This window comes from Microcoleus sp. POL10_C6, assembly GCF_036701585.1.
In the GTDB taxonomy this organism is placed as follows: Bacteria; Cyanobacteriota; Cyanobacteriia; order Cyanobacteriales; family Microcoleaceae; genus Microcoleus.
On record NZ_JAUBRB010000020.1, the window covers coordinates 1 to 25931 of the forward strand.

Below are 25931 nucleotides of genomic sequence, written 5' to 3' on the forward strand. Positions count from 1 at the left end.
AGCTGGGTGCGGTGAAAGTCGCACGCCCAGATCTAACTGAGAGGTGCCGGGGATAATACCCCGCATCGACTCAACCAAAAACCGAGCGAGAGCCCACCAGCGGCTTGTCCTTCAATCAACAATGGCACGGAAATCCAGGCTTCTGAACCAGCCTTGGCATAAGCTTCAGCTAAATGAGGATAACGGGCAATTCGGTTTTCAATAGTTTCTACCCAAACAGGTTGCCCACTTCGCACAGCTTCTGCCAGAGGATAGGGTGCATGAATTGAAAAACTGCGCTGAAATTCTCCTATATGCTCATACCCGATCGCTTGAATAATCTCCAGTTCGCTCGCATCCTGGTTTAATACGGCAACCAAACCAGAACTTGCTCCGAGTGCGGACATTCCCTGTTCAATAATCACCTGAGCCACTTGAGCCGAGGTTAGCGATTCAGACAAAGCTGTCATCACCGCCAGCAGTCGAGCCGTCCGGTTAGCAGCGAGGTCGGCGGCTAATTTCGCTTGTTGTGTTTCATTATAGAGACGAGCATTATCAATGGCGATTGCTGCTCGCTGAGCCAAATCTTCAGCCAAAGGAATGTCTTCCAGGCGATAGCGGCGATCGGATTCAGTAAACACAAAGGTAATGCTACCCAACACCCGCCCGCGTGCCTGTAGCGGTGCAATGATGCAGGACTTTAACCCAACTCCACGTAAGATTTCCAGGTATTCAGCATTCGGCACTGTGGCAACTAACTGTTCATCTGTAATCTCAATCCCAATTTCAATCTGTCCTGTTTGCATGACTTTAGCAATGCCATACGCATCATCGAGATGTCTGGGAAAGCGTTGAGCCAACTCCCAGCCAAATTTCACTTTTTCGGGATCTGAATGAGCAACTGCAACCCGACCAATTGTGCGATCGTCATTCAGCAGATCGACACTACACCAATCTGCAAAATAAGGAACTGCCAGCTTTGCAACGCTTTGGAGAGTTTGTTCATACTCTAGCGAAGAGGAAAGGACAGCACTCACTTGGGCTAAAAATGCTGATTGTTGTTGAGAATTCTCTGCTAAAGCACGGGCTGCCTGTTCTTGAACAAGCTGTACTCGTTCGTCTTCGGTTTGCTTGCGTTCCGTAATGTCGCTGAAAGCAGCAATAATATTGATAAGTTGTCCCTCTGCGTCAAACAAAGGGGAAGCATTGATCGAGAGAATCGTGCGAGTTCCATCGGCATGGCTAATGGCCTGTTCAATACCATAAACAGGCTCACCTGTTTGCATCACCCGTGCAAACGGCAGTTCATCTTCTGGGAAAGGATGACCCTCCACGGTTGTAATGATCCAGGATGGATCGTTATAGCCTCGATCCACAAGGTCGCTGCGAGTTAATCTTAAAATCCTCTCTGCTGCCCTATTTGCGGCTATAATCTCTCCCGTAGAATCTAGAATAGTGATGCCATCAGGAATAGTTTGGAAGATGCTGGATAATTGCGCTTCACCCTCACGCAGAGCATTTTCTGCCTGCTTGCGTTGTGTAATGTCGTGCATCACAACAACTGCACCCTGTTTTTCGCCGTTGGCAGCAATAATTGCCTGTCCAGTTGCTAACAGCATTCGTGCAGTTCCCTGCTGCGGAACAATCATCATTTCCACATCACGAACGTTGTGTCCTTGCAATGCCTGGAACAGGGGAATATCCTCTGTATTCATGGGTGTTTTGCCATCGGGCAAATACAAGTTATAATACTGGGCCCATTGAGGCGGTGGAACCGGCTGCTGAGGTAATCCATGAAAATCTTTAGCTGCTTGGTTAAATACCGTCAATATGCCATCGGCATCGCAAGCGACAATGCCAGCTTGAACGTTGTGTAGAATTGCCTTCAAAAAGTCCTGTTCTTTCTGAAGAGTGGCTTCTACCTGCTGGCACTTGGCGATTTCGGCTTTCAATTGTCGATCTAGTTGAGATGTTTGAGTTGTGTCTTGGAAGTAAATAAGTAAGCCATCTTCACTCTTGATGAGGCGAATTCTCAACCACTTGTTGACTGAGGGGTAATGTTCTTCAAACTCGATCGCCGTTGGCGTTACGATCGCTCGATGACAATACTTATATAGCTCAGAGGTAAGATCGACCGAAAATATAGTCCATATATTTTTGCCGATTAGGTGTTGCTGCTTACTGTTTAAAAGCTCCTCTGCTTTATGGTTGACATAGGTGCAGTGCCAATCTGAATTAATAGAAATAAAGGCCTCAGCCATGTGATCGACTATCACCGCAAATCGTCGCGCTTCGAGTGCTTGGCAGTCCGTACATAGCTCTTGAGGAAAATTTACAGTAAGCTCTTCTCGATCGTTCAAGGAGTGTGTACGTTCTACATTCATTGCGGTTAGTCCTGCCTATTTACCTATTATGCCAGCTATTGTTAGGGAATCAAGATATAATATGCCCAAAACCTAAGTCATTCAGTATTTAAGCACAGGGGCGATCGCCACTCATAGGACAGCACTGCTAAAAATTCGTCTTGAATCCGGTTAGCGGCTTCTGCTTGTTAGCGTGCAAGGCGATCGCGTTCTCACAGTGGTTCACTTTCTTGTTCTGCTTGCTTGCGCTTTGTTCACGAATGGGGATGGTGCCGACGAGAATCGGGCTAGCGTTTCTTTAACACCTAACTCCTGCAAACTACGCAACTACTCAGCAACAGCCTCGACAAAACGTGGCAACTATACTAAATCTCTGGCCTAGACATATTCTGTCATTCCTAATTGAGAATGCCAAATCTACCAGTTTGGTTGTAGAAACAACAAAACCCGCTTTGTGGGCGGGTTTTAGGTATGGACAGAAATGGACTCGAACCGCTGACCCCTACAATGGCATTGTAGTGCTCTAACCAACTGAGCTATGCGATCGCCTCATACCAATTTACTATGAAGCTGCATTTAATATAACGCTAAGGATATAGTTCCAACCAAAAAGACATCAGCCTCATTTAGTGTATCTTCATAGTGAATTGGTATCAGCACTTATCCACCGTTAAAAATTTGCTTAGCGGTCAATTTTAACTCTGGAAACACCGCTGATTCAATTCTTTCATCTCCCCGAAACAGCTTAATTTGATACTCACCATCTACTAACTGATAAACCGATAAAGTAGGCTGTTTGGGATAACCAATATAACGGCTACCCCCTAAGCCCAAATAATCTACAATCCCATATTCAGGAATGCTTAATGCTTCATAATCAATCATTTTATGTGCATAATCATCGCGCCAATTTGTGCTGACTACTGCAATAACTAATTTGACCGAATTTTCCTGAGTAATAACTGATTCTCTTTCCCATCAAGACTCATTGGCTTCAACGGCTTGTTTATCTAATACAATCACATCGGGATCGTAGCCAGAGTGATCGCTAAATTTAATTTTAGATTCCTTGGGAATAAACGAAGGAAGTTGTAATCGCCGGATTTCTAAACCCAATTCTATCGCTTGAAAACCCGCGCTGGATGAATGCTTACCAGTGGGATTTGGCATTTAAACCATAAATCCGTTATGTAATTCATAACGTCCGTTTTCTGGTTTTCCTTCCAGAAATTCATCAAAACTCCTGAACTTCGATATCGCTTGAGTCATGGTAAAGTCTCCCCTGCTCTAATATCATTTGATTTTGATGCAGTAGGGTGCGTCAGATTTTTAAATTCATGATCTAACTAATAGGTTAATTGTCGAGCGAAAGACAAAACTCTCGGTAGGAGGGCAAACCTAAAACCCTGGATTTATAAATGATTGAAATTCATGGACACAACTGGACTCGAACCAGTGACCCCTACGATGTCAAGGTTTAATTGGCATCGCTCAAACATATACGGGATATAGGATTTAAGCATTTTAAATAACTGATATATCAATTTAATCGCTTTTTTTAGATTTAGATTCTTGATTTTGTTGATTTTCTTCGCGAATCCTTAACCATTCCAGCAGTCCCATGCGAACGATCGAAGCCAGCGATTGACCCGGTTCGATCGCCTGAGCTCTAAGTCGCTCGCGTAACCCACCCACATCAAATGTGAGCCGATCGCGAGTATCCCTACTTTTTCCTTTTTTACTGTTTTCCTCGCTCATGAATCTAGCATATTCGATGAGCGAAACAAATCTTAGCTAAATATTCAAGTTTTTTCTTGACGCAACATCCATTGGATGTTACAATTTGTTGAAACGCCCAGAAAAGTGTTGATACCACTTTTCTGGACTTTCAACCAATGTCGGTACACGACACCAGGAGACAGAATTATGTTACTACAGATGACGCAATTGGCGTATCGGAATGAATATCCGATCGTAGTAGAGCGCCAATTCAATCCAAATTCCCAGGTAAGAGGGTTCGGGGGAACAGCGGTAGAAGCAACCCAGAAAATTTGGGACGAAAGACGAGCTTTGGGATACTGGGACGCAACAAAAGCTTACCCGCAGGGACAAGAAAACCACTCAGTGCCACAAACTCAGTCTGCTAAGCCTGAACAACCGCCGAAACGTGGTGCTGGCAGGCAATAGATTCATTTTTTTTACTCTATCGTGAGCTACTTGAAGGGCTCAAAGAAAGGGTACTAAAAGTAGCTCATGAGATACGAGAAAAAGTGTCGAAAGCCGTTCACAGTCCAGTATCAAGACGAAGCAGGAAAAGCAAATTACTGGACTCGATCGCAAATAAAGCAAATTCTGGGAAGCATCGGCCGTAAAAGTAGACGCAAACCAGTACCAATGTCGGAAGCGACATTTAAACGCCGACTGACACTGCTAGAAGAAGAATGCCCAGAATGCGATCGAGTGCTTCATTCCCGTAAATTTTCAGATTTTCAGAAACGGTGTCTGGTTCAGGTCGAAGAAATTTTCGTTGCCTGCGATCGAGATATCGACAAAACACGTAAATACTTGCAAAACGTAGGACTTAACATCAATGACTACACTATCTAGAGTTGAGCTGAAGTTTGAACTCGGACTAGGCAAAGTGTCCGACATTACCACCGTCCGCAAAGCGCTCGGTCATCGCAAATGGCAAAATGCTCAGGTCGAAGGAGTCGATATCGACGAAGTACGGGAATATTACCGTCTGATTCGTGAAGAACTTAAGACCCCGACTGACGCATTGATCGAAATCGCTTCCAAGCGCACCGGATACGCTGAGCACTGTGATGATATCAACGATGGTGAAATTGACCATTCTCAAAACCGCGACGGACAGGAAGAAACCAGTCAGCTAGTCGTTGCAGTCCGAGACGCAACATCTGAAGCAGCTTTGGCGATGACTGATGTGGGTGCTGCTGCTGCTGCTTCCGTCGTTGATGCCTTCTACATCTCCCTGGGAGACAACGTAATCGATCAGCTTAAGTCTCGATCGACCAATACTCGCGCTAACTTCCGAGAAATTGTTAGCTCTGTCCAAAATGCTCCGCTCGATCTCCGCAACGGTAGCTTGCCAGGAAAAAAAACAGCACCGAAACAGATCACTGGTGCTTGGGGTTAATTGAATCCTGCATAGAATTAGCTACCGCTTTTAGCAATCGGCTAATTCTAGAGGAGCAAGCTCGTTCAGCTAACCGAGAAAAGTTACTTATGGCTTTGGTTATTTACGCGAGTTTGCTCTCCTCAGATTCATCAAAGTGTAATTGCTCTGACAAACATTCAAAGGAAAACACCATGATAATGATTCCTATAACCTCTGATAAGGTTTATGATTGGGACCCAAACCAGAAAGTTTACGTTTACACGGCTGATTATAAATGTTTGGAACTGTGCCGAGTAATTGACCTCGATTTGTCTCCATTAGGCGATCGGACTCGATTTCTGGAACCAGTAGACGATAACTTGCAACTCTGTACACCAAAACAACGAGAACTACCTCCTAATTGCGTCGGAGGTAGGCATTGTCCCTATCCAGAAACCTGTTACCGTTTCGAGACAGAACAGCAAGATTATGAATGTACATTCCCCTCTGAAGCCGACATTTTGATACTGGGTGATTGTTGGGAATCATCCCAAGCATGACGATGGAAATAACACCTGAAATACAAGCCATTCTGAATTTTTTGAAGGAGTTTGGGAAAGGCAGTACAGCCGAAATTTCTTTCTGTACTGTAATCGCAGAATGGCGAGTAGAAATTGATGTTCAAGATATGTCTGATGAAGGTTGGGTAAGACTTTCAACTGATAGCGAAAATAACACAGTCGTAACGATTGTTAACCACAGCAAGGATTATTGACCATGACCATGAATGACCTATTTTCGACAGATTCAACAACCACAACTAAGACGGAATCCGGCACTCCCTGGATGAGTAGAGCTATCCCAGCATTGGTAGTTGGTTTCGGTGCATTCTGCTATCAAACGGGATATCAAGATGCTCTCAAACAAACACCTCCGACGATCGTACACGGCAATCAAACAGTTACTAACACCAAGGTTTATCAAATTTCCCCGTCAGTCGGTATTGGCAGCCACAATAACCGTCAAACAGTCGAGTCGATTAACTAGGAGCTAATTATCATGCCTAAAAGAATCAGCACTATGAGCAATGACCAACTTCAAGCCGAACGCGACGCGAACGAATTGCTCAAAAATAAGCTGAAAGATCAAATAGCAGTTGTGACTGATTCAACAATTTCTCTGCAATTGCATCAAGAACTTTTGCAACTTTCCAAACGCAATGAAAAATTAGCAGCACAACAAGTTCTTTTGATGAGAGGCGGAAAACTCAAAAAACCGATCGATATGTCCCTTGAGGAAATTGAAGCTGAACAAGCAAAAAATAAAGTTACGATCGCCCAATATGAACAAGAGTTGACCTCCACTGATTTTGAGACACGGTTTAATGCTAATCAAGAACTACGGAATATTTATACACGTAACAGAGGATTAAACAAACAACGAATCGCTCTTTTGAATCATTCGATCGCACTTCTGAGACAAGAGTTAAATGCGAAATAAAAACCCTAAAGCTACTCTAATCCTGAAACACCAACGGCAACCTAAGCAGCGAAAACCTAAGAGAAAGAGTGATTATGTCCCAGGGTTTAATTACATTTTTCAAGACGGTTATCTATCCAAAGTAGGTTTGAGTGAGACACCCGAATCCCGTCACTATTTCCTATCACGAGAGTACCAAGCTCCGTTAAAAATTAGGGCGATCGTATTCACAATGAATATGAGACTGACAGAAAAGACGACACACAATATTTTTAAGCGTTGGAATGTTCACCGCGCTCCGGGATTAGATGGTAGGACAGAATGGTTTGAAGCCCCTCCTTACAGAATTTTACTGATGCAAATCACGCTATTTGTTATCTGTTGGGTGGTCAACTTCGCTTACTTCGCTCTGACTATTTTAATTTTGATGCTCTTTTTCTCTCTGGTTTTTAGATAATGATCGAACATATCTTGAAATTATTCCCAAATCTGTTGGCTTCTCAAGAAAAAGTTGCTCAAGTTTCCCGAAAACTGAGTAATAAAATCTATCAAAATTGTGAACATAATGCTCAACATCTACTGCCAGGTTGCTATTTCTATGCAGGGTTGCAAATTAAAATCAAGTTTTTTTCTGCATATTCAGAATTCCTGAAAGAAGAGATCGAATGTTGGGATTGGTTAGTCTATGACGGTTTTGGACAAGTAGTTCTAAAGAGTGGGATCGGAGAGACGAAAGATGATGCTATAGCTTTAGCTCAAACTTGGACAGTCCAATTTCTTGAGGGCAATATACCATCCCAAATTAGCAAAGGTAATCAAAATGCTTAAGCAAGTTTTGAATTTGGTGCCAGTCAAGATTCTTGAAAGGATTGGTAGCTCGATCGTAGAAATCTTACACGAAAAAGATGAGCTACGGAATTGGCAGCCGGATCAATCCGATGTAGCCGAAACTTTCTTTTATCTCGGTTTAGAAATCAAAATCGTTGCCTGTGCAAAATTGAATTACTGGTACTGGTATTGGTTCGTTTGTGATGGTAGAAGCGCTGACATCCTCAGAAATGGAACAGCTACTACTGAAAATGACGCGTAGCTTGCGGGCGCGTAGCGCATCGCCCTAGCTCTGAAATGGGCAAATGCGTTTCTAGCTGATGATTCTGATACTTTAGCTGAGGAAGAAATAGATGTTTAATTGGCTATTCGGCACACCTCAACCAATCAATCAATATTCTCGAAACATTTACGTTTTCAGCAGCCGTCGCCCAACCCAAATCTTTACACTTTATGCTGACACGGAAATTTGCGTGATTCATGCAATGAAACAAGTTGAGCGCCAACTCCCCAAACCCGAACCGGGAGAAATGGTCAAAATTACAGCTTACTTAACACCGAATGGAAAACCCGAATAATGCGTAAAAATCTCAAACCAATACTGAGTCTGTTGCCCGATTCGATCGTCCTGTCAGTCACCAAACAGTTGTTGATTTACCTAAAGCTGAAAGGTGCAATTACCGAATGGGTGATAGATCCACCAATCTCTGACGAATATGACCATTGTGGATTGATTATCCGTTTGCGATGCTTCCACATTGACGGAGAGGAACCCTGGAGCGAACAGTGGAACTGGTTTGTCTACGACGGTATGTATCGGTTTCTTGATCAAGGGATGACCTATAACTCCGCTGACTCCCTCCTAGCAGCCAAAAGGTGGATTAACGATTTTATGGAGTATGACGATGAAGAATTGGATTAGGTAAGCAATAATGTTAGATAAATTCTTGAATTTATTGCCCGATCGCATCATTAGCCAACTAGCTATCAAACTCTTGCTTAATCTCCAAGCTAGAGGTGTTGTAGAATCCAACTCTAATTCTGATGAGGAGTATGAATATTTAGGCTGGGTAATCAAACTGAAATGGAGTGAATCAACAAAGCAAATGAATTGGTGTATTTGCGATCGACTGAAACAGCCTTCTGAGCCAACACAATTTAACTAACAGGAAAGATAATGCAACAACAACTCGACCAAGAACAAGATGTATTGACTTACCTTCTCTCAACCTTAGTCGGTGGCGCTCTTGATGCTGAAGGTGAGCAAATGTTAGCTGATGTTTTCAATCTCACAACTGCTGACTTGAACCAACTCACTCCCCAGGGCTGGGCTGCGATCGGCGATCGGGCAATCCAAGCAAAATGGTTTCTTGACCACATCACCGAAATCAAAGAGAAATTCAAGCTACTCATTGACGCACAAATCTGTTTCCGTGAGTTTCAAGGCTGGCTGATGGAAGCTGGCTATAAAGGCGCTGAGAAAATTAAGAAAGCTCAGATAGATGTTGCCGTTGCTCGTGCCAAGTATGGCGCAACAGTTGAAGTCCAAGATTATCGACTTACGAAAAGCCAAGAACAATTCACAGGGGAAGTTGAACAAGATAAAATTTTCTGGGACAACACAGTAATTGCTGCCCTTGCCAAGAAAGTTGCCGAAGTTGACGCAGCCACTCTAAAGATGCAAGGAAATCCAGAATTTGCTGCTGAATTAGCAAAATGGAAAGAAGATGAAACCAATATCTATAAGCAAGCTTCATACGGTCTGAAACACGGCACTCATGGCTTGAGCCATCCATCTCTCGGCGGTTCGACTTCCGCTCCGCTCCAAATTAGTCAGTCAAATTACGCTCAACCTCAATTTGTTTCAGCTTCAAGTGCAGCTACACAACGATCGGCAGTACAACGCTCAGCAAAAACCAAAGCGAAGGATTCCATCAACGTAGCGGTTAACTGGTCAGGCGACATGGCAGGCAAAGTTAATGGTGTTGCTTCGCAGATAAATCGTGGTTTCTCAAAATTTACTAAATTTTTCAGAGGTGAAAGTTGATTATTTCTAAAGGTCACGTTTTCAAAGTCGTCAGCTCGATCGATTACAAGAACGGCGCTGCTGCTACGACAAACACAGGCTGGGTAACGACAGATGACCATCAACCGGGAATAAAAGTACCCAACCGCTACGGATATTTAGTAGTTGCTGAAGCTTCCGCAATACAGAATATCGAGATTTGCCCCAATTGTTGTCTCCTCTACGGCAAAACCTTCAATAAATGCACCAACCATGTTTTTACAAACTCCACAATTACCACAAAACCCGAAGCCTGCTGTACAACAACCACAGCCACCGAAAGAAGCACTCGTTTTTAAGCCGTCAGCGCAACTGAAACACCTCAAAAATGTCAACAACTGGCTATTTTTGGTAGTGAATTTTGCGATCGGCATTGGCATAGCAAATGTGTTTCGGTTCTTTCCGTCACATATTTTCTTAGGAATCGTGGCGATCGTCATCGGCTCTCTCAGTCTGTTTTTCATGTCGCCAGCCGATCGCACTTATGTCGGACTGTGGCGGACTGGCGGTGCAGCACTGGCGATCGGAGGCATTCTCTGCTTCTGGGATTTGTATTATCTCCTGACCTGGCAGCATGGTTTGACGATCGCAATCTTTATCATCGTCGCCATGTGGATCATTGGTGCTGGTAGTAAATAACACTTGCCTCCCTGTTGCTACGGCTGTACTGGTTTGAGTAAGCAGCAGGGAGATTTTAAGTCTTGGCATCACTCCTCACTCATCAGTCATCACTCATCAGTCATTAGTCATCGGTCATCAGTCATCGGGCATCGGATCGGAAATCGCGCGCGTATCTCGCGCATCGGATCGGAAATCGCGCGCATCTCGCGCATCGGGCATGGGCATCAGGTATTGGATTTTGGGTATTGGATTTTGGGTATTGGGGATTGGGTAAAGGATAGGAGTCATCAGTCATGGGTAACAGGGTCACGATCGGATCATTTTTTGGAGCATTTTGCTCTTTGGCGCTGGCATTGATGCCGCTTCCGTTCGATCGCTGGGTGGGAGTTCGCCAAGCCAGCTCTCTCGCTGCGATCGGCTGCGGATATTTTGGCTGGCACGACAGCCAGAAAAAAAAGGAACAGCTCGAACAAGAAGAACTCTGGCAATTTGAGCAGCGACTGAAACAGCTAGCGCTTGATGCTGCTGTTAACTCCGCACTCACCGATGTCCTGGTTGAGGAGGTAGTGGTCAAAGAGAAGCTTCGGGCTAATGCCTCTGTTGAGGTCTACAAAGCCGAGACTCAGCAGAATTATGTCCGGGTCATGGCTCACGATCACCCCGCTATTCTTGAGCATCTTCTTAAATCTTCACAACCCTCAATACCAGAAACAAAAACAGATTTTGATTCTCAGTCAGAAACAGAAACAGATTCTATTTCTGATTCTGTTGTTGATAGTGTTCCGGGTGGGATGGATGGTGCAGCAAGAGAGAAAACAGTAGAAGAGAAGAGAGCGGAGTATATAGCTGCTGCCCGATCGAAGCTGTTGCAATTGATTGAAGAGCATGAGGGAGGATGGATTGCACAACTGATGCACAAACCCATCCTAATTTATGGGGATATGGGTAGCTTTAAAAGTTACTTCGCAGCTTTTTTAGCACTGTGCCGGCATTATTTGTATGGTCACAAAATCATCTCGATCGCTGACCCTCACTTCCACCAAAATTATGATGAGTGCTGGAAAACTCTGGTTAAGCTAGGCGTTCCCGGCTACGGCGCAAATCAAAACTTTGAGGAAGTTGGCGCACAACTTAACGCCATGTACGATCGATTCAAAGTCAGAACTCTAAAAGATGATTGGCTGACCTCTATCTTTGATGAAATGACACAATATGGCTTTGAAGAAGGTACGGCGGAACCTGCCAGCAAACTAACCAGAAAAGTTGTTGGCGACCCTCGCAAAGGCAAAGAAGCGCCCATCTTCATTGCTCACAATGATACTAACGCTGCTTTCGGCGGTGGTGACGGTTTCAGTAAATCTGTCAACTCAGGAGTTATCAAACTTCAATTACGATCGAACAGCAAATATCAGCCACTTTTTAAAGGAACTATTTCGGGTATCAAAGATGAAGAGGGAGAGTGCATCAAAGATTTGCCTATTTCTATTTTGCCGGAATGGATACGTCCTGAATGGGTCTATGAGTTATTTAATGGCTTTACTTCAGACTCTGACAATCAAGTTATTACTTCAGCCGTTGACCATACAGAATCTCAACTACAATCTCAATCACAATCTCACACAGAAACTCAGACAGAATCTCAACCACAACCGGAAATACAATCAGATATAGAAAGACTAAATCGGGCATTAAATCAGGCTGTGTCGTGGGATTATTGGTTAGCGGAATCAACAACTGAAGAACTCGATCGACAAATAGAGTTACATCGATCGCAGGCTGGTCAAAACTCAGATAATTTACCAGATAATTCGGCAGATAACTCAGGTGAAGAATTATCACCTTCGGATAACCTTATCAAAGCCGAGATAAGTCCGAAACCCTTACCCAGAGAGAATTATCCGGTTATCTGGGATGCGGAAGATTTCTCAAGATTACTGCCAAATGAGTCAGAAATAGCACTTTTTGACCGCATTTTGAAATTATCAGATAAATATACAAGTCCCAGCAAACTCATACAAATCGGTTTGGGTTTCACCCAGGGGAGAAGAAAGCCTCGAAGTTATTCAGATGTAGGTAAAAGGTGTTTTCAATACCTGGTAATGAAACACGGCTCACCTTCTCTGATTGCTAAATACAAGGATTACTTGGAAAAGAGGTAGGTTCATTTCGATCGATATCAAATGTCAGTCAATCAATCAATCACACAAAAACTAGGAGACAAAATGCGTAAACCAACAGCAAGCGAATCAGTATTTTTGGCGGGAACATTGACAACAGCTTTATTAGCAACTGGTGCAGTTGTCCCCGACGTAATCCAAGAATTACAAGAAGACGCGAAGCAAACAAGTGAAGAATTGAAGCGCCGAAACTTACCACATCCAGCCGATGTTTTCACTGCTGGATTAATTACAGGTTTGGTTGCTGGAGCGATCGGAGCAACAAAGGTTATATCGGATAAACTGAATAATCCCTAATTTATAACCACAAATAAATCTCCTAGTAAAATCACAACTTAAAATGATTGTACTATGAGATTTATGGATGAATTTTACGGATGAAACTTATGAATCAGTTAACAGTTTTCCTGTTAGGTATTTTAGTGGGAGTTTTACTGATATTCTTACTCTGTCAGTTCATTGAGTAGATATTCAGGATGTGGTTGATACTTTCTAGGTTTCTCAACGCGAGGCTGTTTATTACTAAAGAAGCCCCAAACAATTAACGCTATTCCAGCGATAAGCTGACCTTTTTCGTTATCAAGGTATTTACAAGCTACAAGTAATTCGGCAATGCCTGCAACAGCTCCTAAAAGACTGGAGATAAGATCTAACTGCTCAACAGTTAGTTTTCTATATCTTAATTTCATAATTAGTAATTGATTGAGTTAGATAGTTGAGTCTGTATCTTCAAATTGTTGTTCGATCGTCTGAATAACATTGCAAGTAGGCATCTGTAACTGTCTTTCAATAGCTTCAAGTCTACAATCTACCGTAATCGCTCGAAGTTTATTTACATCTTGCCATCGTCGCATTTTGTACCCGACATTAAGAGTATCGGTTTCTTGTTTCTTCATTAAATCATAAGCAAATCTTTCAATTTTATGAGTTAAACTATCCTTAATTTGTCTAGAAGCTAACCAGAAAATATAGGTTGAAGCAATCGTGATAACACCGATCGAAGCAGCAATATAGTCAAGAGTTTCTTGTTTCATTTGTGCATAAATTACTGTTAGCGAGGAGCAAACAATTTATCACCCGGAATAATAGTTGTCGGATAGATAAACTCGGGGTCATGTCTGTATCTTGGGTCAGACTTGACCCGATCCATGAAGTCAAAGTGTTCAGTAGAATCGCGACCGACGAAACACCCAGCCCCGGCAGTATGAATATCATCGACTGGATGATCCCAACCATGATGTTGATTGATGCCGAAGTAACCCTCATGGATCGCATCACCGGTTCTCATCATGTCTCGATTCCAATCCCGGTGCACTTTGACAAGTCCGACCTGGATAAGAGCTTCGTGGGGGTTAGAGTAGCCATGAATTCCGACTTGCCATGCCCAATACTGCCCAAAGGCAATTCTGGCGGCTCCATTAGGGTTCATGGGGTTGTCAGTGTAGTAGTAGCCTGGTTCGGTTGTCGCTTCCCAAGCAGCTTCGATCGTCGGCAGTCCATCACGAAAGACTAAAAGCAGTCGCGCATCGTTGAAATGGTTGGGAGTATCAGCGTTAAGAGTTCCGTCCGGGTCCATCCCTTCCACATAAATTATGTTTTTTTCTGCCACTTTCCGAGCCAAGCTATAATTCTTGGCTTCCATATATCTGACAATTCTTTCAGCTAATTTCATTGTTTTTCAAGATAAGCTTATTTTTTTGAACTCGTTAGGAAGAATTAGGTCAGGGTCTGACCAAAGACCTAATTTCTTACGATTAGCGCTAGCAGTTTCGGTGATAATCCCTTTGAGTACAGCCAACTCTCGAATGTTGTAGGCGAAACGATTAAATGGGACAAAACTTACTCCCATTCCACTTTTGCATTGCAGGATTTGAATGTTGGTTGCCACCGAAATTTTCTCAAGGTAACAATCACATACCCAGCGATCGTATTGGTCTTTTTCGATCGGAATTGAAATTATTGGTTTGCCTGCGACCAACTCCATCAAGGCAGTTTTTGCTTTTTGCGCCCATTCCCAGTGTTTAAGTATTCTGGGGTCTGTGCTATTTATTCCTGACCTTTGAGCTTCAGGAGTATCTATCCATCGTAGTCTTACTCGTAAATCAGCACCTCGAAAGTCTAGGGTTAAAGTATCACCATCAAATATAAATTTTGAAAAACAGTTATATGCAGTTCCTGGAGTAATCATGGGCTCAGCCTCAGAAGTATTTTATTTATTGTAATTTACTTTTTAGGCTGAGGAACTGGTATTAGAATTGAACCCAAATAGGTTGAATCCAAAGCCGTTTACTATCTCTCCAGCGCTTACCATGACCTGATTCTAACACCCTCTAATGCCCTTGTCTCCAGTGGCTACACGGAGAGAAATGAGTTCCTTTTTCTGCGGATAATACCGAGAAATTTTGATAGTTTTTACCCAGCCATCGGGGATATATGACATTAAAAAAACTCCGATCCCTCGGCATAATTTCTTACTTTTAATTTTGATTGTGGAGTCAGTTACAGGCATTAATAACGCTGGTGTCAATCCCCAAATCAAGAGTATATTAATTACCAAATTGCGAATGGGTTGAAGAAAAACTTTATCATCGATCGAAAGAGTAGGTTTACCGAAGTTTGCGTTTTCATCCTAAATCAAAGTACCATCACTTTTAACACCAGTTCCTGAAGGCCACACAGTTTCATAAGAATCAACTGTGCAAATCTGAAAATATCGACCGTGTTTCAAGGCAAATTGTTTAATTTCGATGTTACTCCACTTGCCATAATTCCAGCTTGGATAATCACAATCACTACACGAAACCGTCAGATAATCCACTTCAGTACCATCAGGCGTGTGAATTAAGCCTTTGGGTATGGCTAGCAGGAAACTAGGTAAGGATGGTTGCCAACCTCTCAGGATACCAGGTTTAGCAAGTGCATTTGTCTGATCGAATGCTGTAATTAGCTGCTGGGTCAAGCAATAAATAGGAGCATCTTTGATAAACCAGAGAGCTGTTCGGTAGCTATGGATGAATGCAGATAAATCAACTCTGAGATATTCAACTGTGCAACTTGACAAAGCTACTGAAATAATTCCGCTTAAAGTCTGCCAATTGATGTACTTCGGAGGCATTTTGTAAGCCCGATCGCCCCTAATTTCTTTGAGTAAACCTTTGTAGATATTCTCAAACATTTTCAGGCTGCGATCGCGATTAGGATTGTTTTCGTCAAAGATGATTGATTTTACTTTCATGATTTGGCTTCAAATGTTAACGTAAATGATTCGAGTTCTCTCCGCTGGCATCCGTCTCAAGTTGGCTTTAACTCCATAACTTAGACCGTCATAAACTGCCAACATATAATCTGCCGATCGACTCATTTCAATATCTTGACGTGGATATCGACCTACATCAATGATTTGATGACCGAAACTTAGACCGCTTCCTGTTTCATAAACTTTAACGTTGCGATATTCCAGAACATTTAGGAATGCTAAAGCTAGTTGATCGAAACCCCGATAGTTCCCGATTAAGATGGTAGCCTTTAGCTTTGTGATATTATGAATTCGCGTCCACATTTCCGCGTTCATTTTCTCAAGTCTTTCGGTTCCCGTGAGAAATACTTGCATTGACTTAGGGTATAATTGATTTGGTTTTTACTGATCTAATTGACTGTTACAAGCGCGATGTAACAGTCACTTTTTCTGACAACTTTGCTAAATTCTTTTGAGAAGCATGGCAATTCGATCGTACCGATCAGCATGGCAACCGTTATCAAAAATGCCAAAGTTCTTTTGAGAATAGTTGATACCGAGTACCGAGATAATGCAGTAGTGACTGTAATAAGGGAATAATATTGAACCTAAATATGGCTCCATATATTCCATTTCATACAAAGCTCTGGCGGTTAGTTTTTCATACTGTTGTTGGGTGTTTTGCCCTAAAAGTTCTAAGGTTTGAGTGTTCATTGAGCAAGGGTTAACTAAAAGACTGCTACTCTACAGCGAAGCTCCACGACGATAATAATTAAGTTTTTGGAGTGCTGTAAGTTGCTCGATCGACCACATATTGGCTAACAATTGACCGATTTCATCGTAAGTTTCGTGAGATTTAGCAGCATCAAAGCCCTGAGTTTTATTGACGATCGAACAAGTATTGCGGTAATAGCGAAATAATGCTTGTAACTCTGGTTCGATAGTGAGTCTGTCCCAGCGTAGTCGGTTAGCTAATCTCAGAGCTGGTCGATCGTCTGGAATATCTAAAGGATGGATTAACCCATAAAAGGCAGCTTCTAAGTCGGAATTGTCAATTTTGGTGAGATAGGGCAGTGACATATTATTGTTCCAAACGTTCACTACCCTACAGCGAAGCACTATTGACGCTACCTGGCACCACGACTGTAGTGATTTACTTTCCTTTCTTCTGTTTCTTGTTCGATCGACCACAGCTTAGCCAAACGCCGACCAATCTCATCATATTCTTCTATGCGAGAGTGGTAAAAACCATAACCTTGTCCTACATATCCTTCATCACATCCAAATGTTAGAAAGATAAAACATCGATCGTCATAGGAAGGGAACAGTTCACCCAATACGGGTTTAATATGTTCCTTTTCCCAGCGAAGTTTAGCTGTTAATTCCTGAAATACTAAGTCTGCATCAAATCTAGGAGTAGATTCAGGCTCAGGCTCAGGAAAGTTTTGATTTTTCTTGGGAATATGAATCGCCATTTTAAGTCTCCATAACTTACAGCTTTACAGCAAAGCACTATTTACCACGACTGTAGTGATTGATTTTCCTTGTTTCGGTTACTTGGTCGATCGGCCACATTTGTGCCAACCGCCGACCAATTTCATCATATTTTTCTAAGCAATCCCGATAATTGCCATAACCGGGCCCCACATATTTTTCGTCACAGTGAGGAGTGAGAAAGATATAGCAGTAATCTTTGTAATAGGGATAAAGTTCCTCTAACTCTGGCTCAATATTTTCTATTTCCCAGGCTAGTTTTGCTGTATATTTCGCGAACATTGACTCCTTTGGTTTGGATTCTGATGTATTAGGCTCAGGCTCAGGGTCAGGGAATTGCTTTTTCTTAGGAATGTGAATTGGCATATTAACTCTCCAAAACTTACAACTTTACAGCTTTACAGCGAAGCACAACTCTGTCTCTCTGCCCTATAAGAGGACAGAGACAGAGTGGTAAGTGTTAAAAGCTATTAGAACGGCGGGGGTGATTATGATATTGCCGTTCCTGTTTCCGTTGGCGTTCCCGATCGACATGGCAAGGAACGCAAACGCATTCAACTTCTAAATGGTTGACGGCATCGTAGCCCTTATAGTGGTCATATTCATGGAGTCGTAGCTTGCGGGGCGGTACGCCATCGGGCCCTAAATGACCACAATCCACGCACGGGATATTACGGGCATGGGGCAATCTGTCGCATCTGACTGCGTAATTTACCCGGTTACGGGCTTGGGTTTTGTCGCCATCTCTACCCGGAACCTGGGAAAAGCCTCGGGATTTGCGTATCTCGATCGGAATAGGCTGATACCTTTTTCGTAGCTTGCGGGCGCGTAGCGCATCGAAGGCTCTGCGACAGCTTCTGCAACGGTTGTCTTTGCCGTCCCGCGCATTTTTGCTTTCATTAAACAAGTTCAGCTTTAGCCAGGATTTGCAAGAGAAACACCATTTCAGACCAGACTTAAGATTTTGCTGATATTCTTCAACAGAAATTCCAATCTTGGCAGCAGCGATTTTTTGTCCGCCGACTTTATTGAGTGCCATATTTATTGAAAGATTCTAGGCAGTAGAAAAGAAAAACCTCTGACAAACGATCGGCGCAGGTCAGAGGTTTTTCTCAGGCAGGATTAGACAGAGAGAAAAGACGGCAACATTTTGAGTTGCGGGACAGGAAACTGACGAAATCTGACATCTTCGGGAAATTCTTCGATATTCCCGCCTTTTTTATCTTTGAGCTTCAGTTCTTCGTAAGTAGTCGCTACTCCTTCGATATAGGTAGAACCGAGAACAGGATTTGAGCCAAGTTGTTTGACAAATATCGCCACGTCTTCAGCGTTTTGACATTGCTTAACCATGAATCGAATCCATTCGAGTTGACAAGCACGTACATCATGTCCAGATTCACCGCCGATAATTACCTGGTGGATCAAATCTAGCCATTCCTTCTTAAGTTTCACGAATTCCAGTAATGGCTCAGCACTCAAAAACCAAACTACTGCTGGGGTTTGTAGCAGATAAGGGATTCGCTCATTAGCAGTTTTCTGATTTTCGATCGTAGTGCCGAGCCAGAGATTCGGAATCGGCCAGACAAATTCTGCCTGGGGTAACTTCAGCTTCCGTCTCAATTCTTCAACAATTTTTCTGATTCGTTCTTTAGCCGATCGGAAATATTCTGGCATCCGCTCTGGGCGTTTTGTGAGCACCTGGAAGGTATGCTGAGGAGCTACCACCATATAAGCAAAAGCTAAATCGAGCCATTCATTTTTGACCCAATGCCCGAAACAGTCAGTCATGGAAAACATGAAAACTTTTTCGCCTTTTTTCATTTTCACCAACTTTTCCATGACGATCGAGGAGAAAATCATGTTGACTGGGACTGTCCCGGTGTACGGCAACCCACTGGCAAAGATGAAATAGTTGCTGAGGTTCATTGCCTCGGCGTAACAGTTCGCACAGCCTGGGCTTATTTTCTCGCACCAGTGTCCACCGTGTTTGCCATCGGCTTTGACTAAGTGGATTGGATTAGCCGTGATGCCCGTCCATTGAATATTGCTCATGTTTTTCAGGTTGTTGAGGGTTATCGCTTGCGTTAATTAATGCGCGTATGTGTATATAGGAGAAGCTTCGGATTGGCTGATTGGATTTGAGATAGGGGGAATGTCGATCGGCTCCATCTCTGTTCGTAGCTGGCGGGTGTGAAGCGCATCGAAGTTTTCACAGAAGATTGAGTAGTTTCAGTTCGTAGCTTGCGGGCGCGAAGCGCATCGCCGGATTGATGACGATCGAACTGAACTAAGGTGAACTAAGGTGAACTAAAGTGAACCAAGAAGCTGATTGAGCCAGGATTACTCCCAGCTCAACACAGATTATTTACCTTTAAGTTGCTGTTGCTTGACAGGCTGTTGAGCTTCAATGACTTCAGCAGTGGCATTACCCGGTGCAATGGCTAAATGAGAAGGAGCAGCAGAACCTAAGCACATTGCCTGATTCTCAATGAGTCGAGGATCGGCACAATGAAGGATACCGTTCTTTTCATCATCAAAAATCATTCGAGCAGCTTTTACGGCAGCTTCTTCAAATGGATTTGAGATCGGACGAGTCGTGACGGCTAAGTAGAAGTAAGGGCCATAATTGCCTTCACTTTGCACCATCTCGAAACGGAAAATGTTCGAGAAATAAGCTTCTGATGCTTTTCGGAGTGCATATTCGTTGGGATCGCCTTCCATACCTTCTTGAACCCAAGAATTGAATGCTTCACGTCCAAAAGTTTCGACTAAGCCTTTCATCTTGTCCTGAGATTGACGATGGATGAGAAAGGTGCTTAACTCAGAGCATTTTTCATGAAAATGAGTCTTCATTCCTCCGGCGACTGGGATTCCCCAAACTTCGGTAAACTGTTCATTTTCATAGTGAGGTTTGAAACTTAGCGTTTTCTGTGCGATCGCGCAAATTGCCATCTCAACAAATTCACCACGGGTCAAGCCAGCTTTTTCAGCTTTACTGCTGTTCATTCCTTTAGTTTCGCCAGTAACAAACATCCCGAATTCCTTGGAGCAGTTCGCTCTGTAACGGCTGGGGATTGTGGGAATACGAAAAGCGAATCCGTCGATCACAATTGGGTTTTGCATGATTTTGTTTCTGGTTAAGTTTGTAGTTTGTTTCTGTTCTGTTTCTGTTTCTGTTTCTGTTGAGTTTCTTTCACTAAAAAGCAAAAGAAACTCAATATCTCAAAGCGAAGCACTACCTTGGTTTTAGGTTTATTTTAACTCTTTAGGCAATGAACATAAACGGCTAATCCTGGGACTTTATGTTCAGTTTTATTGAGTGCGATCGCCCGCTGTTTCTCTAACATTTCTAAGTACGGAGAACTGAGAAGCGCTTCATGTTTTGTTTCTGCTTCAGCAAGCATTTCTTTCAAATCATTAATGTAAGCTTGACTGTTTTCGATAGAGATTGCATTCGATCGACATAAGTTATCGTATTCACGGCTGATATCCTCATCAATCCGAACGACACTAAGATTCTCGTTATCGTAGCGAGTGCGAAGTTGAATAACGATTTTGGCATTATCATCGTTAAAGACTACGTTTTTGCGAGCTTTCTTAGACTCAATAATCTCGAAAGCTTCAAGAATAGCATCAGGTTCGATCGCTTCAGCTTCAACTTTTAATCTTTCAATTTGATTGCGAATTTCGGCAAGTCTTTTGAGATGTTCCATGATACAATTGTTGTGTCGAAATACCTGAAACTGAATCAAAAGCGGCTAGTCCTACGCTAACCGCTTTTTCTGTGACTATACTTTGGCTACCAAGTTAAAGCATCTGCTGCTGCTTGTTGTGCAGTACCAGTAAACTCATCTTCAAGACTAGAGTTATCGAATAATCCAGCTTCATGAGCAGCGCCGATTTCTTCATAAACAGCTTCAACATCAAACTCTCGTTCGACGGCATCTTGTAACTCATCAAATGGTAGATGTCGATCGAAATGCTTGAAATCTTTGCTCAGATACCATTCAGGTTGGAGTTCGATCGACTCAAGATGATTCTCAATCCATTTGAGGAAAGCAAACTTAACTTGGTCAGCCGTGAACAAACTGGACTGCTGATGATTTATTGCCTGAAGCCGTTCAACAATTTCATCCAGATTGATAAGTTTGCCGATCGCTTCTAGAAGAATCTGATCTGATGCTTTGCCAAACAGATTGGATTTGTCAGGTTGTTTTGATTGAATTTCTGAGACAATTTGTGTTAGAGTAGTCGGAGATGTGATGGACATATTGTTGTTACCTTTCATTGCTAGTATTCGCGACAGAGTAAATAGGAATCAGTACCTCTAGGCGAAGCCATACATGAGGTACTTTTTTGTGGCTTTATCTTTCAAGGTTGTGAAGTCAAATTAAGCTGAAAAACCTTATCATCAGCTTCAACGACATTGTAAATATCGTTGCTCATGTGTTCGATTTTGGCTTGAAACCAACGTACAAAGGCTAATTTGACATCCGAATCGTCGTACATCTGACAGTCACAGATGCAGCGATATTTAAGCGTTTGTACGATCGCATCAACATCGAATATCTTTTCCACTTTTGAAAGATAATCGAAATCTTCTTCTGACCAAGTTTGTTGTTGCATTGAGGAACAGAAACGGAATATCACTCCCTTACAGCGAAGCAATATTTGTTTCTGTTTCTGTTTCTCAAGTGTTTCTAAACTGTTTCTGTTTCTGCTATTGTTTCTGAAGGTGGATTGGCTTTAGCGTAGGAATTGAGGAGATGAAGGAGACTAGCAGCAGCGACAGTAGTGTATTTAGTAGTCTGTGGTCGCTCGGTTTTGTCAATGCGCTTAATCAAATAGGAGCTGTCGGAGATGCGATCGCAACTGGTAATGTCTCCACGTTCGATCGCACCCTTGGCAAGTCTGGCGATCCGAGAGTGGAGATGAGCCATTACTACTTTTACTTTATTCGTTGCTTTCTTGGTCATGTTCAGTTTCCGGTAAAGTTTATGGTTAGATGTTGGTAAGATGTCCCCCTTGAGAAGGGGGAGACGGGATGAAAGACAGCTAGAACAGCATTAACTGTTGATGAGTAGGTTGAATGATGAGATACTTACGTTCGGCGGGAACGTACTGATAAATGAGCAAATTCTTATCTCTAGCCATCTTGAAAGTAGTAGCAGTTCCTCCGCCCCGATTATGAGGATCGCCACTGAAAACAGCTAAACAGAGATCCGATCGCTTGACCATCCAAGCATTCCGAGCCTGCATGACACCGGGACTGTAATTCTGATAAAGGCAAACTTGCTCTGTTGCTTGTGCCAGCAACTTCTTGTAATGACTTTGCTGACGAGGTTTCCACAGAAGATGTTGGTCAGCGCAAGGAATTACGGCTGTCCATTTCAGCTTATGGTAAATGAAGATTTCAGCAGCTACTTGATCCGCGCCAAGTGCCATGCCCGTAAAAAACTTTTTGACACCTTGCTCAACTGCCATCATGATCAGTTTGTCAACTTCGACCCTGTAACTGTCTGTGATGTAGCGATGCCCGGTAATCATCGCTGTGTTGTATTGTTGTGGCTCAAAAGATTGCGAAAAATCATACTCAGTATCGCGAGTAAGTTTTCGATCGACACGCTGAAGTAACGCTGGAATATTGCTTGCTGGCATGAGTTGTTGACCTGAAAAAGAATCAACAACTCATGGCGAAGCATTACTAATTTTCTTGACTTTGGCTATTGGCTAATAAACTTGTCGAATTGTCAAGTTTAATCTGCCGTTATTCTTCAGTAACTTGGAAGTTTTGGGGAGAATTCTTTGGACTCCGTGATAGGCTAAACGGCTGTCACCGTGGAGGATAAGGACATCGCCCGATCGTAATAGAATGCCGTCGAGTGGATCTTTCCGACTGCGGTTGCTGCCGACAACAAAACTGCAATCGTCACCGAGAGATATTGAAATGATGCAGGGTTTGAGATTCTGCTCAGTATTATCTTGATGCAAACCTAACTTACTTTTGCCATTAGCTGGATAAAAGTTAATTAGACAAGTTTCGGGCTCATAATGAAACTCACCAACTAATTTGGCTAAACTTTGAGCAATCTCAATCAACTCTGTCGGCATTGCTGCGAAGGGCTGGTTAGTTACTGGATTGATGGGTGAATAACGATAACCTTTGCGATCGGATAGCCAGCCAACTTTCCCGCAACTGGTTTGGCTACAGTTAAACTTTTGACCCGTAGGCATCACGGGAATTGTCATCCCGCCATTAACTTTGGCTATATTTCGGGTCATGTCAACGAGATTGTGTTGTTCCTGAACAGAGAAATACTTTTTGAGGTGCAGCATGGTTGATTCCAGATAGGACAAATCAAATCCTTAACGCGAAGCGCTGTTGGTTATCTTCGATCGCTTTAAAAAAAATCTCCAGCGAGGGCTGGAGACTCTTCTATTTGCATTCAGATTTGCGCGAATCCATTTTCTGCTTGATGCGCTGGGGCAGACCCAGAATTGCGCCTTGATAGACTCGATGGCGCTACGCGCCCCGCAAGCTACGAACTCTTGCTCGAAGTGAGCGCCGACCGTGGCACTTTCAATCACCAACAAAGTTTCATCATTCGCTCGGTTGGCGGCTTCACTCCAGTTGTGAGAACCGGTGATGACTTTGGTTCCATCAACAACACCGAACTTGTGGTGCAGTCGATCGCCTAGAGGAAGTTTCGGCATCCCAACTGTCGCCAGTGGCTGACTCCAGGGACGGTTTTCGACTTCCAATTTGCAACCTTCGAGTAGGCTAGCGCCCATCATGTCCATCGCTTCGCTGTAGGGACGATAAACGAAACTCGAATCAACCAAAGCTCTGATACTAACTCCAGTCTGGGATTTTCTACCCAGTGTGTCTGCCAACTGCTGGGCAGAAAAGACGAACAGCGCCAGATTGACAGATTTGGATGAACTGGCTAAAGTCCGATCGATTAATCCGTTCGGTGTCTGCTGCCAGGGAGTTTTGCTTGTCGCCGGCGAGAACTGAACGGAGACTGTTGCACCGCCAACAGAAACTCTGGCGATCGCACGGCTTGGCTTCTTGACACCAAACTTACTGTCTGGCTTTCCGCCAGGGCCGTCTCCCCACATCTGACTGAACTCTTCACTGAAAACTTTTGCCAGCTCCGGGCTTTGCATTTTCAGCAGATTGTTGGGATTGCCCCGACTTTCGGCACTCTTGAAATCGCCGTGAATATCGCTGGTCGTGAAATTCGCTGAAGTGACGATGAGAGTTTTGCCATCAATGACAATGAACTTGTGGTGCATCAATCCGCTGCCTTTGCTGCCGTCAGCCGTATCGTCAATCATCGGGATTCCTGCTTCACGAACGATCGCCAGAGCATCACCGCTGGAGATTTCGGCATCGGAGAGTGAACCGTCTTTATCGGTATCTGCCAGGTGAACGAGTTCTGCATAGCGATCGCGCTCTCGCTTGGGTAACGCTTTCACCTGTGAGGGAGAAAGAGCGACGGGACGATTGTAGAGATTTTCGATAATCAACCGAACTTTGATACCTGAGCGATGGCGATGCGCTAGAGCTTGCGCTATCCGAGGCAAGCGAAGTTCCTGAACTGCGACATCGACACTCTCGCGAGCACTGTTGATGGAATAGACCATGAGCTGTTCCAAATCATGACCTGGACGAGTAACCTGACGATATGGCTCTGTGTAGCTAGAAGTCTGAGATTGATTGAAATAAACCTGAAGTGATGGATCTTGAGGCAATGCTGTGACTACTGGAGCTGCTGGAATTTCTTCTGTGGGTTTTGGTTTCATGAATTGATTACAGGAAACGAAACCAGCGACAATTAAAACTGCTAAAGCGACGATTTTCTTGTTCATGATTTTGGGTTGATGAGTAATATTTACGTTGGTCTAAAAAAAAATCTCTAGCTTGTGCTAGAGATTTTCAACTACAATTTGCATTCTTTATCCTGCTTGATGACGACTTCGCCTTGATTGCCCAAAGCTCCGCCTCTAACCAAACAAAACCGCTTTTTCGTCCAGGGATGGCTGAATGTGATTGTTCCATGCTGACCAAAACTGCCACCAATTCCGCTGTTGGTTTCGCTACTCCAACTAATCAAGGTTGCTACATTGCTGCCTGCTTTGCCTGCAACTTTCGCATCAATGCCTCTAAAAGTTGACTTGATGTTGACTCCGCTGGGCAAGGGGATTTTAGCTCCACAAACTCCACCCAAACACTCTGAAATTTCTGCTTTCTCGCCTGTGAAAACTGCAACGCTTCTTACTTGACCATAATTGATAATTGCGTCATATCTGCTTTGCTTCGCTGTCTGAATTAACTGGACATGAGCTGCTGTAACTTTTGCATAACCAATCAAACCAGTACCGCCTAACAAGCCGAGAACTGCCAATTCACCAGCAATAGCGATAGATACCAAAGTTTCAGTTAAAGTTGCCATGAGAAATACCTAAATAACGACAGTGAGCTGCAATAACTACAGCTCACTCCCTCATCGCGAAGCGCCCTCACTAAAAAAATTCACCTCGCTCTTTCTCTTTCTCTTTCTCTTAA

At 43.3% G+C, this 25931-nt stretch carries 40 protein-coding genes, 1 tRNA gene and 1 pseudogene; 17 read left to right on the forward strand and 25 right to left on the reverse strand.

The genetic code is table 11. The annotated features are described in order from the left end of the window. Window positions 1-32: 32 nt before the first annotated feature. The 4 genes and pseudogenes from QUA34_RS13200 to QUA34_RS13215 form a co-directional block, all read right to left on the reverse strand. The gene (locus QUA34_RS13200; RefSeq protein ID WP_333387090.1) at window positions 33-2363 is read right to left on the reverse strand and encodes a PAS domain S-box protein; all 2331 of its coding nucleotides are present in this window, start codon (window positions 2361-2363) and stop codon (window positions 33-35) included. Window positions 2364-2814: 451 nt separating this feature from the next. Next, window positions 2815-2882 (reverse strand) — tRNA-Gly (locus QUA34_RS13205). Window positions 2883-3002: 120 nt separating this feature from the next. Next, window positions 3003-3611: pseudogene (locus tag QUA34_RS13210) on the reverse strand (Uma2 family endonuclease). Window positions 3612-3887: 276 nt separating this feature from the next. After that, window positions 3888-4100, reverse strand: a complete 213-nt coding sequence (locus QUA34_RS13215) for a hypothetical protein (protein WP_333038842.1) — start codon at window positions 4098-4100, stop codon at window positions 3888-3890. A 75-nt stretch (window positions 4101-4175) separates the two neighbouring features. Here QUA34_RS13215 and QUA34_RS13220 point away from each other — a divergent pair, with 75 nt between their 5' ends. The 17 genes from QUA34_RS13220 to QUA34_RS13295 all read left to right on the forward strand — a co-directional run bounded on the left by QUA34_RS13220 (window position 4176) and on the right by QUA34_RS13295 (window position 12927). Continuing rightward, complete coding sequence (locus QUA34_RS13220; protein WP_333387093.1) at window positions 4176-4529, forward strand: hypothetical protein; 354 nt, start codon at window positions 4176-4178, stop codon at window positions 4527-4529. Between the two features lie 66 nt (window positions 4530-4595). Beyond that, window positions 4596-4949 carry a hypothetical protein gene (locus QUA34_RS13225; RefSeq protein WP_333387096.1) on the forward strand — a complete coding sequence of 118 codons (354 nt, stop codon included), beginning with the start codon at window positions 4596-4598 and terminating at the stop codon, window positions 4947-4949. Further along, on the forward strand, window positions 4933-5499 hold the full coding sequence (locus QUA34_RS13230; protein ID WP_333387099.1) for a hypothetical protein: 567 nt from the start codon (window positions 4933-4935) through the stop codon (window positions 5497-5499). Before QUA34_RS13225 ends, QUA34_RS13230 begins: the two co-directional genes overlap by 17 nt. Before the next feature lie 179 nt (window positions 5500-5678). Continuing rightward, window positions 5679-6020: a hypothetical protein gene (locus QUA34_RS13235; RefSeq protein WP_333387101.1), complete on the forward strand. Its 342-nt coding sequence runs from the start codon at window positions 5679-5681 to the stop codon at window positions 6018-6020. Continuing rightward, window positions 6017-6235 (forward strand): hypothetical protein, encoded by a 219-nt coding sequence (locus tag QUA34_RS13240; protein WP_333387105.1) that lies wholly within the window; start codon window positions 6017-6019, stop codon window positions 6233-6235. The genes QUA34_RS13235 and QUA34_RS13240 overlap by 4 nt, the downstream gene beginning before the upstream one ends. Before the next feature lie 8 nt (window positions 6236-6243). After that, window positions 6244-6507, forward strand: coding sequence for a hypothetical protein (locus QUA34_RS13245; protein WP_333387107.1), 264 nt, complete (start codon window positions 6244-6246; stop codon window positions 6505-6507). 33 nt (window positions 6508-6540) lie between these two features. Then, entirely contained in the window at window positions 6541-6960 is a 420-nt protein-coding gene (locus QUA34_RS13250; protein WP_333387110.1) for a hypothetical protein, read from the forward strand. Further along, window positions 6950-7396, forward strand: coding sequence for a GIY-YIG nuclease family protein (locus QUA34_RS30185; RefSeq protein ID WP_445242818.1), 447 nt, complete (start codon window positions 6950-6952; stop codon window positions 7394-7396). The genes QUA34_RS13250 and QUA34_RS30185 overlap by 11 nt, the downstream gene beginning before the upstream one ends. Continuing rightward, window positions 7396-7767: a hypothetical protein gene (locus tag QUA34_RS13255; protein WP_333387112.1), complete on the forward strand. Its 372-nt coding sequence runs from the start codon at window positions 7396-7398 to the stop codon at window positions 7765-7767. The genes QUA34_RS30185 and QUA34_RS13255 overlap by 1 nt, the downstream gene beginning before the upstream one ends. Continuing rightward, on the forward strand, window positions 7760-8029 hold the full coding sequence (locus QUA34_RS13260) for a hypothetical protein (protein WP_333387115.1): 270 nt from the start codon (window positions 7760-7762) through the stop codon (window positions 8027-8029). The genes QUA34_RS13255 and QUA34_RS13260 overlap by 8 nt, the downstream gene beginning before the upstream one ends. A 91-nt stretch (window positions 8030-8120) precedes the next feature. After that, window positions 8121-8345, forward strand: a complete 225-nt coding sequence (locus QUA34_RS13265; protein ID WP_333387118.1) for a hypothetical protein — start codon at window positions 8121-8123, stop codon at window positions 8343-8345. Further along, window positions 8345-8689 carry a hypothetical protein gene (locus QUA34_RS13270; protein ID WP_333387121.1) on the forward strand — a complete coding sequence of 115 codons (345 nt, stop codon included), beginning with the start codon at window positions 8345-8347 and terminating at the stop codon, window positions 8687-8689. Before QUA34_RS13265 ends, QUA34_RS13270 begins: the two co-directional genes overlap by 1 nt. A 10-nt stretch (window positions 8690-8699) precedes the next feature. Further along, complete coding sequence (locus tag QUA34_RS13275) at window positions 8700-8933, forward strand: hypothetical protein (RefSeq protein ID WP_333387124.1); 234 nt, start codon at window positions 8700-8702, stop codon at window positions 8931-8933. Between the two features lie 11 nt (window positions 8934-8944). After that, a complete protein-coding gene (locus QUA34_RS13280) occupies window positions 8945-9814 on the forward strand; it encodes a hypothetical protein (RefSeq protein WP_333387126.1) in 870 nt (289 codons plus the stop codon). Between the two features lie 231 nt (window positions 9815-10045). Further along, entirely contained in the window at window positions 10046-10471 is a 426-nt protein-coding gene (locus QUA34_RS13285) for a hypothetical protein (RefSeq protein ID WP_333387129.1), read from the forward strand. A gap of 275 nt (window positions 10472-10746) precedes the next feature. Next, window positions 10747-12612: a hypothetical protein gene (locus tag QUA34_RS13290; protein ID WP_333387132.1), complete on the forward strand. Its 1866-nt coding sequence runs from the start codon at window positions 10747-10749 to the stop codon at window positions 12610-12612. A 63-nt stretch (window positions 12613-12675) separates the two neighbouring features. Next, entirely contained in the window at window positions 12676-12927 is a 252-nt protein-coding gene (locus tag QUA34_RS13295) for a hypothetical protein (protein WP_333387135.1), read from the forward strand. A gap of 146 nt (window positions 12928-13073) precedes the next feature. On the opposite strand, the gene QUA34_RS13300 is transcribed toward QUA34_RS13295, so the two are convergent. The 21 genes from QUA34_RS13300 to QUA34_RS13400 all read right to left on the reverse strand — a co-directional run bounded on the left by QUA34_RS13300 (window position 13074) and on the right by QUA34_RS13400 (window position 25818). Next, window positions 13074-13319, reverse strand: coding sequence for a hypothetical protein (locus tag QUA34_RS13300; RefSeq protein ID WP_333387138.1), 246 nt, complete (start codon window positions 13317-13319; stop codon window positions 13074-13076). A gap of 18 nt (window positions 13320-13337) precedes the next feature. Continuing rightward, the gene (locus QUA34_RS13305; protein ID WP_333387141.1) at window positions 13338-13664 is read right to left on the reverse strand and encodes a hypothetical protein; all 327 of its coding nucleotides are present in this window, start codon (window positions 13662-13664) and stop codon (window positions 13338-13340) included. Window positions 13665-13681: 17 nt separating this feature from the next. Beyond that, complete coding sequence (locus tag QUA34_RS13310; protein WP_333387144.1) at window positions 13682-14302, reverse strand: hypothetical protein; 621 nt, start codon at window positions 14300-14302, stop codon at window positions 13682-13684. A gap of 6 nt (window positions 14303-14308) precedes the next feature. Continuing rightward, entirely contained in the window at window positions 14309-14818 is a 510-nt protein-coding gene (locus QUA34_RS13315; protein WP_333387147.1) for a thermonuclease family protein, read from the reverse strand. Window positions 14819-15259: 441 nt separating this feature from the next. Beyond that, complete coding sequence (locus QUA34_RS13320) at window positions 15260-15865, reverse strand: hypothetical protein (protein ID WP_333387149.1); 606 nt, start codon at window positions 15863-15865, stop codon at window positions 15260-15262. Window positions 15866-15874: 9 nt separating this feature from the next. Continuing rightward, a complete protein-coding gene (locus QUA34_RS13325; RefSeq protein ID WP_333387152.1) occupies window positions 15875-16240 on the reverse strand; it encodes a hypothetical protein in 366 nt (121 codons plus the stop codon). Window positions 16241-16327: 87 nt separating this feature from the next. Next, window positions 16328-16579, reverse strand: coding sequence for a hypothetical protein (locus tag QUA34_RS13330; RefSeq protein ID WP_333340788.1), 252 nt, complete (start codon window positions 16577-16579; stop codon window positions 16328-16330). Window positions 16580-16609: 30 nt separating this feature from the next. After that, window positions 16610-16945, reverse strand: a complete 336-nt coding sequence (locus QUA34_RS13335) for a hypothetical protein (RefSeq protein WP_333387154.1) — start codon at window positions 16943-16945, stop codon at window positions 16610-16612. 47 nt (window positions 16946-16992) lie between these two features. Then, complete coding sequence (locus tag QUA34_RS13340) at window positions 16993-17340, reverse strand: hypothetical protein (protein WP_333340783.1); 348 nt, start codon at window positions 17338-17340, stop codon at window positions 16993-16995. A gap of 37 nt (window positions 17341-17377) precedes the next feature. After that, complete coding sequence (locus QUA34_RS13345) at window positions 17378-17641, reverse strand: hypothetical protein (protein ID WP_333387158.1); 264 nt, start codon at window positions 17639-17641, stop codon at window positions 17378-17380. A 178-nt stretch (window positions 17642-17819) separates the two neighbouring features. Continuing rightward, window positions 17820-18398 carry a hypothetical protein gene (locus tag QUA34_RS13350; RefSeq protein ID WP_333387161.1) on the reverse strand — a complete coding sequence of 193 codons (579 nt, stop codon included), beginning with the start codon at window positions 18396-18398 and terminating at the stop codon, window positions 17820-17822. Between the two features lie 83 nt (window positions 18399-18481). Continuing rightward, the gene (locus tag QUA34_RS13355) at window positions 18482-19411 is read right to left on the reverse strand and encodes a DUF5131 family protein (protein ID WP_333387164.1); all 930 of its coding nucleotides are present in this window, start codon (window positions 19409-19411) and stop codon (window positions 18482-18484) included. Window positions 19412-19720: 309 nt separating this feature from the next. Then, complete coding sequence (locus tag QUA34_RS13360) at window positions 19721-20566, reverse strand: hypothetical protein (protein WP_333387167.1); 846 nt, start codon at window positions 20564-20566, stop codon at window positions 19721-19723. A 50-nt stretch (window positions 20567-20616) separates the two neighbouring features. After that, the gene (locus QUA34_RS13365; RefSeq protein ID WP_333387170.1) at window positions 20617-21072 is read right to left on the reverse strand and encodes a hypothetical protein; all 456 of its coding nucleotides are present in this window, start codon (window positions 21070-21072) and stop codon (window positions 20617-20619) included. Window positions 21073-21158: 86 nt separating this feature from the next. After that, on the reverse strand, window positions 21159-21647 hold the full coding sequence (locus QUA34_RS13370) for a hypothetical protein (protein ID WP_333387173.1): 489 nt from the start codon (window positions 21645-21647) through the stop codon (window positions 21159-21161). 83 nt (window positions 21648-21730) lie between these two features. After that, window positions 21731-21985: a hypothetical protein gene (locus QUA34_RS13375; protein WP_333387176.1), complete on the reverse strand. Its 255-nt coding sequence runs from the start codon at window positions 21983-21985 to the stop codon at window positions 21731-21733. 74 nt (window positions 21986-22059) lie between these two features. Then, the gene (locus tag QUA34_RS13380; protein ID WP_333387178.1) at window positions 22060-22335 is read right to left on the reverse strand and encodes a hypothetical protein; all 276 of its coding nucleotides are present in this window, start codon (window positions 22333-22335) and stop codon (window positions 22060-22062) included. A 79-nt stretch (window positions 22336-22414) separates the two neighbouring features. Further along, window positions 22415-23017 (reverse strand): SLOG family protein, encoded by a 603-nt coding sequence (locus tag QUA34_RS13385; RefSeq protein ID WP_333340752.1) that lies wholly within the window; start codon window positions 23015-23017, stop codon window positions 22415-22417. 72 nt (window positions 23018-23089) lie between these two features. Next, entirely contained in the window at window positions 23090-23695 is a 606-nt protein-coding gene (locus QUA34_RS13390; protein ID WP_333340749.1) for an alpha-ketoglutarate-dependent dioxygenase AlkB, read from the reverse strand. 30 nt (window positions 23696-23725) lie between these two features. After that, window positions 23726-25234 (reverse strand): phospholipase D-like domain-containing protein, encoded by a 1509-nt coding sequence (locus QUA34_RS13395; RefSeq protein WP_333387182.1) that lies wholly within the window; start codon window positions 25232-25234, stop codon window positions 23726-23728. Between the two features lie 71 nt (window positions 25235-25305). After that, a complete protein-coding gene (locus QUA34_RS13400) occupies window positions 25306-25818 on the reverse strand; it encodes a hypothetical protein (protein WP_333387185.1) in 513 nt (170 codons plus the stop codon). Between the last annotated feature and the right edge of the window lie 113 nt (window positions 25819-25931).

Coding starts and splice junctions, on each gene's coding strand:
- QUA34_RS13200 (WP_333387090.1), bottom strand. CDS start 2,363: ATGAATGTAGAACGTACACACTCCTTGAACGATCGAGAAGAGCTTACT.
- QUA34_RS13215 (WP_333038842.1), bottom strand. CDS start 4,100: ATGAGCGAGGAAAACAGTAAAAAAGGAAAAAGTAGGGATACTCGCGAT.
- QUA34_RS13220 (WP_333387093.1), top strand. CDS start 4,176: ATGTTACAATTTGTTGAAACGCCCAGAAAAGTGTTGATACCACTTTTC.
- QUA34_RS13225 (WP_333387096.1), top strand. CDS start 4,596: ATGAGATACGAGAAAAAGTGTCGAAAGCCGTTCACAGTCCAGTATCAA.
- QUA34_RS13230 (WP_333387099.1), top strand. CDS start 4,933: ATGACTACACTATCTAGAGTTGAGCTGAAGTTTGAACTCGGACTAGGC.
- QUA34_RS13235 (WP_333387101.1), top strand. CDS start 5,679: ATGATTCCTATAACCTCTGATAAGGTTTATGATTGGGACCCAAACCAG.
- QUA34_RS13240 (WP_333387105.1), top strand. CDS start 6,017: ATGACGATGGAAATAACACCTGAAATACAAGCCATTCTGAATTTTTTG.
- QUA34_RS13245 (WP_333387107.1), top strand. CDS start 6,244: ATGAATGACCTATTTTCGACAGATTCAACAACCACAACTAAGACGGAA.
- QUA34_RS13250 (WP_333387110.1), top strand. CDS start 6,541: ATGAGCAATGACCAACTTCAAGCCGAACGCGACGCGAACGAATTGCTC.
- QUA34_RS30185 (WP_445242818.1), top strand. CDS start 6,950: ATGCGAAATAAAAACCCTAAAGCTACTCTAATCCTGAAACACCAACGG.
- QUA34_RS13255 (WP_333387112.1), top strand. CDS start 7,396: ATGATCGAACATATCTTGAAATTATTCCCAAATCTGTTGGCTTCTCAA.
- QUA34_RS13260 (WP_333387115.1), top strand. CDS start 7,760: ATGCTTAAGCAAGTTTTGAATTTGGTGCCAGTCAAGATTCTTGAAAGG.
- QUA34_RS13265 (WP_333387118.1), top strand. CDS start 8,121: ATGTTTAATTGGCTATTCGGCACACCTCAACCAATCAATCAATATTCT.
- QUA34_RS13270 (WP_333387121.1), top strand. CDS start 8,345: ATGCGTAAAAATCTCAAACCAATACTGAGTCTGTTGCCCGATTCGATC.
- QUA34_RS13275 (WP_333387124.1), top strand. CDS start 8,700: ATGTTAGATAAATTCTTGAATTTATTGCCCGATCGCATCATTAGCCAA.
- QUA34_RS13280 (WP_333387126.1), top strand. CDS start 8,945: ATGCAACAACAACTCGACCAAGAACAAGATGTATTGACTTACCTTCTC.
- QUA34_RS13285 (WP_333387129.1), top strand. CDS start 10,046: ATGTTTTTACAAACTCCACAATTACCACAAAACCCGAAGCCTGCTGTA.
- QUA34_RS13290 (WP_333387132.1), top strand. CDS start 10,747: ATGGGTAACAGGGTCACGATCGGATCATTTTTTGGAGCATTTTGCTCT.
- QUA34_RS13295 (WP_333387135.1), top strand. CDS start 12,676: ATGCGTAAACCAACAGCAAGCGAATCAGTATTTTTGGCGGGAACATTG.
- QUA34_RS13300 (WP_333387138.1), bottom strand. CDS start 13,319: ATGAAATTAAGATATAGAAAACTAACTGTTGAGCAGTTAGATCTTATC.
- QUA34_RS13305 (WP_333387141.1), bottom strand. CDS start 13,664: ATGAAACAAGAAACTCTTGACTATATTGCTGCTTCGATCGGTGTTATC.
- QUA34_RS13310 (WP_333387144.1), bottom strand. CDS start 14,302: ATGAAATTAGCTGAAAGAATTGTCAGATATATGGAAGCCAAGAATTAT.
- QUA34_RS13315 (WP_333387147.1), bottom strand. CDS start 14,818: ATGATTACTCCAGGAACTGCATATAACTGTTTTTCAAAATTTATATTT.
- QUA34_RS13320 (WP_333387149.1), bottom strand. CDS start 15,865: ATGAAAGTAAAATCAATCATCTTTGACGAAAACAATCCTAATCGCGAT.
- QUA34_RS13325 (WP_333387152.1), bottom strand. CDS start 16,240: ATGCAAGTATTTCTCACGGGAACCGAAAGACTTGAGAAAATGAACGCG.
- QUA34_RS13330 (WP_333340788.1), bottom strand. CDS start 16,579: ATGAACACTCAAACCTTAGAACTTTTAGGGCAAAACACCCAACAACAG.
- QUA34_RS13335 (WP_333387154.1), bottom strand. CDS start 16,945: ATGTCACTGCCCTATCTCACCAAAATTGACAATTCCGACTTAGAAGCT.
- QUA34_RS13340 (WP_333340783.1), bottom strand. CDS start 17,340: ATGGCGATTCATATTCCCAAGAAAAATCAAAACTTTCCTGAGCCTGAG.
- QUA34_RS13345 (WP_333387158.1), bottom strand. CDS start 17,641: ATGTTCGCGAAATATACAGCAAAACTAGCCTGGGAAATAGAAAATATT.
- QUA34_RS13350 (WP_333387161.1), bottom strand. CDS start 18,398: ATGGCACTCAATAAAGTCGGCGGACAAAAAATCGCTGCTGCCAAGATT.
- QUA34_RS13355 (WP_333387164.1), bottom strand. CDS start 19,411: ATGAGCAATATTCAATGGACGGGCATCACGGCTAATCCAATCCACTTA.
- QUA34_RS13365 (WP_333387170.1), bottom strand. CDS start 21,072: ATGGAACATCTCAAAAGACTTGCCGAAATTCGCAATCAAATTGAAAGA.
- QUA34_RS13370 (WP_333387173.1), bottom strand. CDS start 21,647: ATGAAAGGTAACAACAATATGTCCATCACATCTCCGACTACTCTAACA.
- QUA34_RS13375 (WP_333387176.1), bottom strand. CDS start 21,985: ATGCAACAACAAACTTGGTCAGAAGAAGATTTCGATTATCTTTCAAAA.
- QUA34_RS13380 (WP_333387178.1), bottom strand. CDS start 22,335: ATGACCAAGAAAGCAACGAATAAAGTAAAAGTAGTAATGGCTCATCTC.
- QUA34_RS13385 (WP_333340752.1), bottom strand. CDS start 23,017: ATGCCAGCAAGCAATATTCCAGCGTTACTTCAGCGTGTCGATCGAAAA.
- QUA34_RS13390 (WP_333340749.1), bottom strand. CDS start 23,695: ATGCTGCACCTCAAAAAGTATTTCTCTGTTCAGGAACAACACAATCTC.
- QUA34_RS13395 (WP_333387182.1), bottom strand. CDS start 25,234: ATGAACAAGAAAATCGTCGCTTTAGCAGTTTTAATTGTCGCTGGTTTC.
- QUA34_RS13400 (WP_333387185.1), bottom strand. CDS start 25,818: ATGGCAACTTTAACTGAAACTTTGGTATCTATCGCTATTGCTGGTGAA.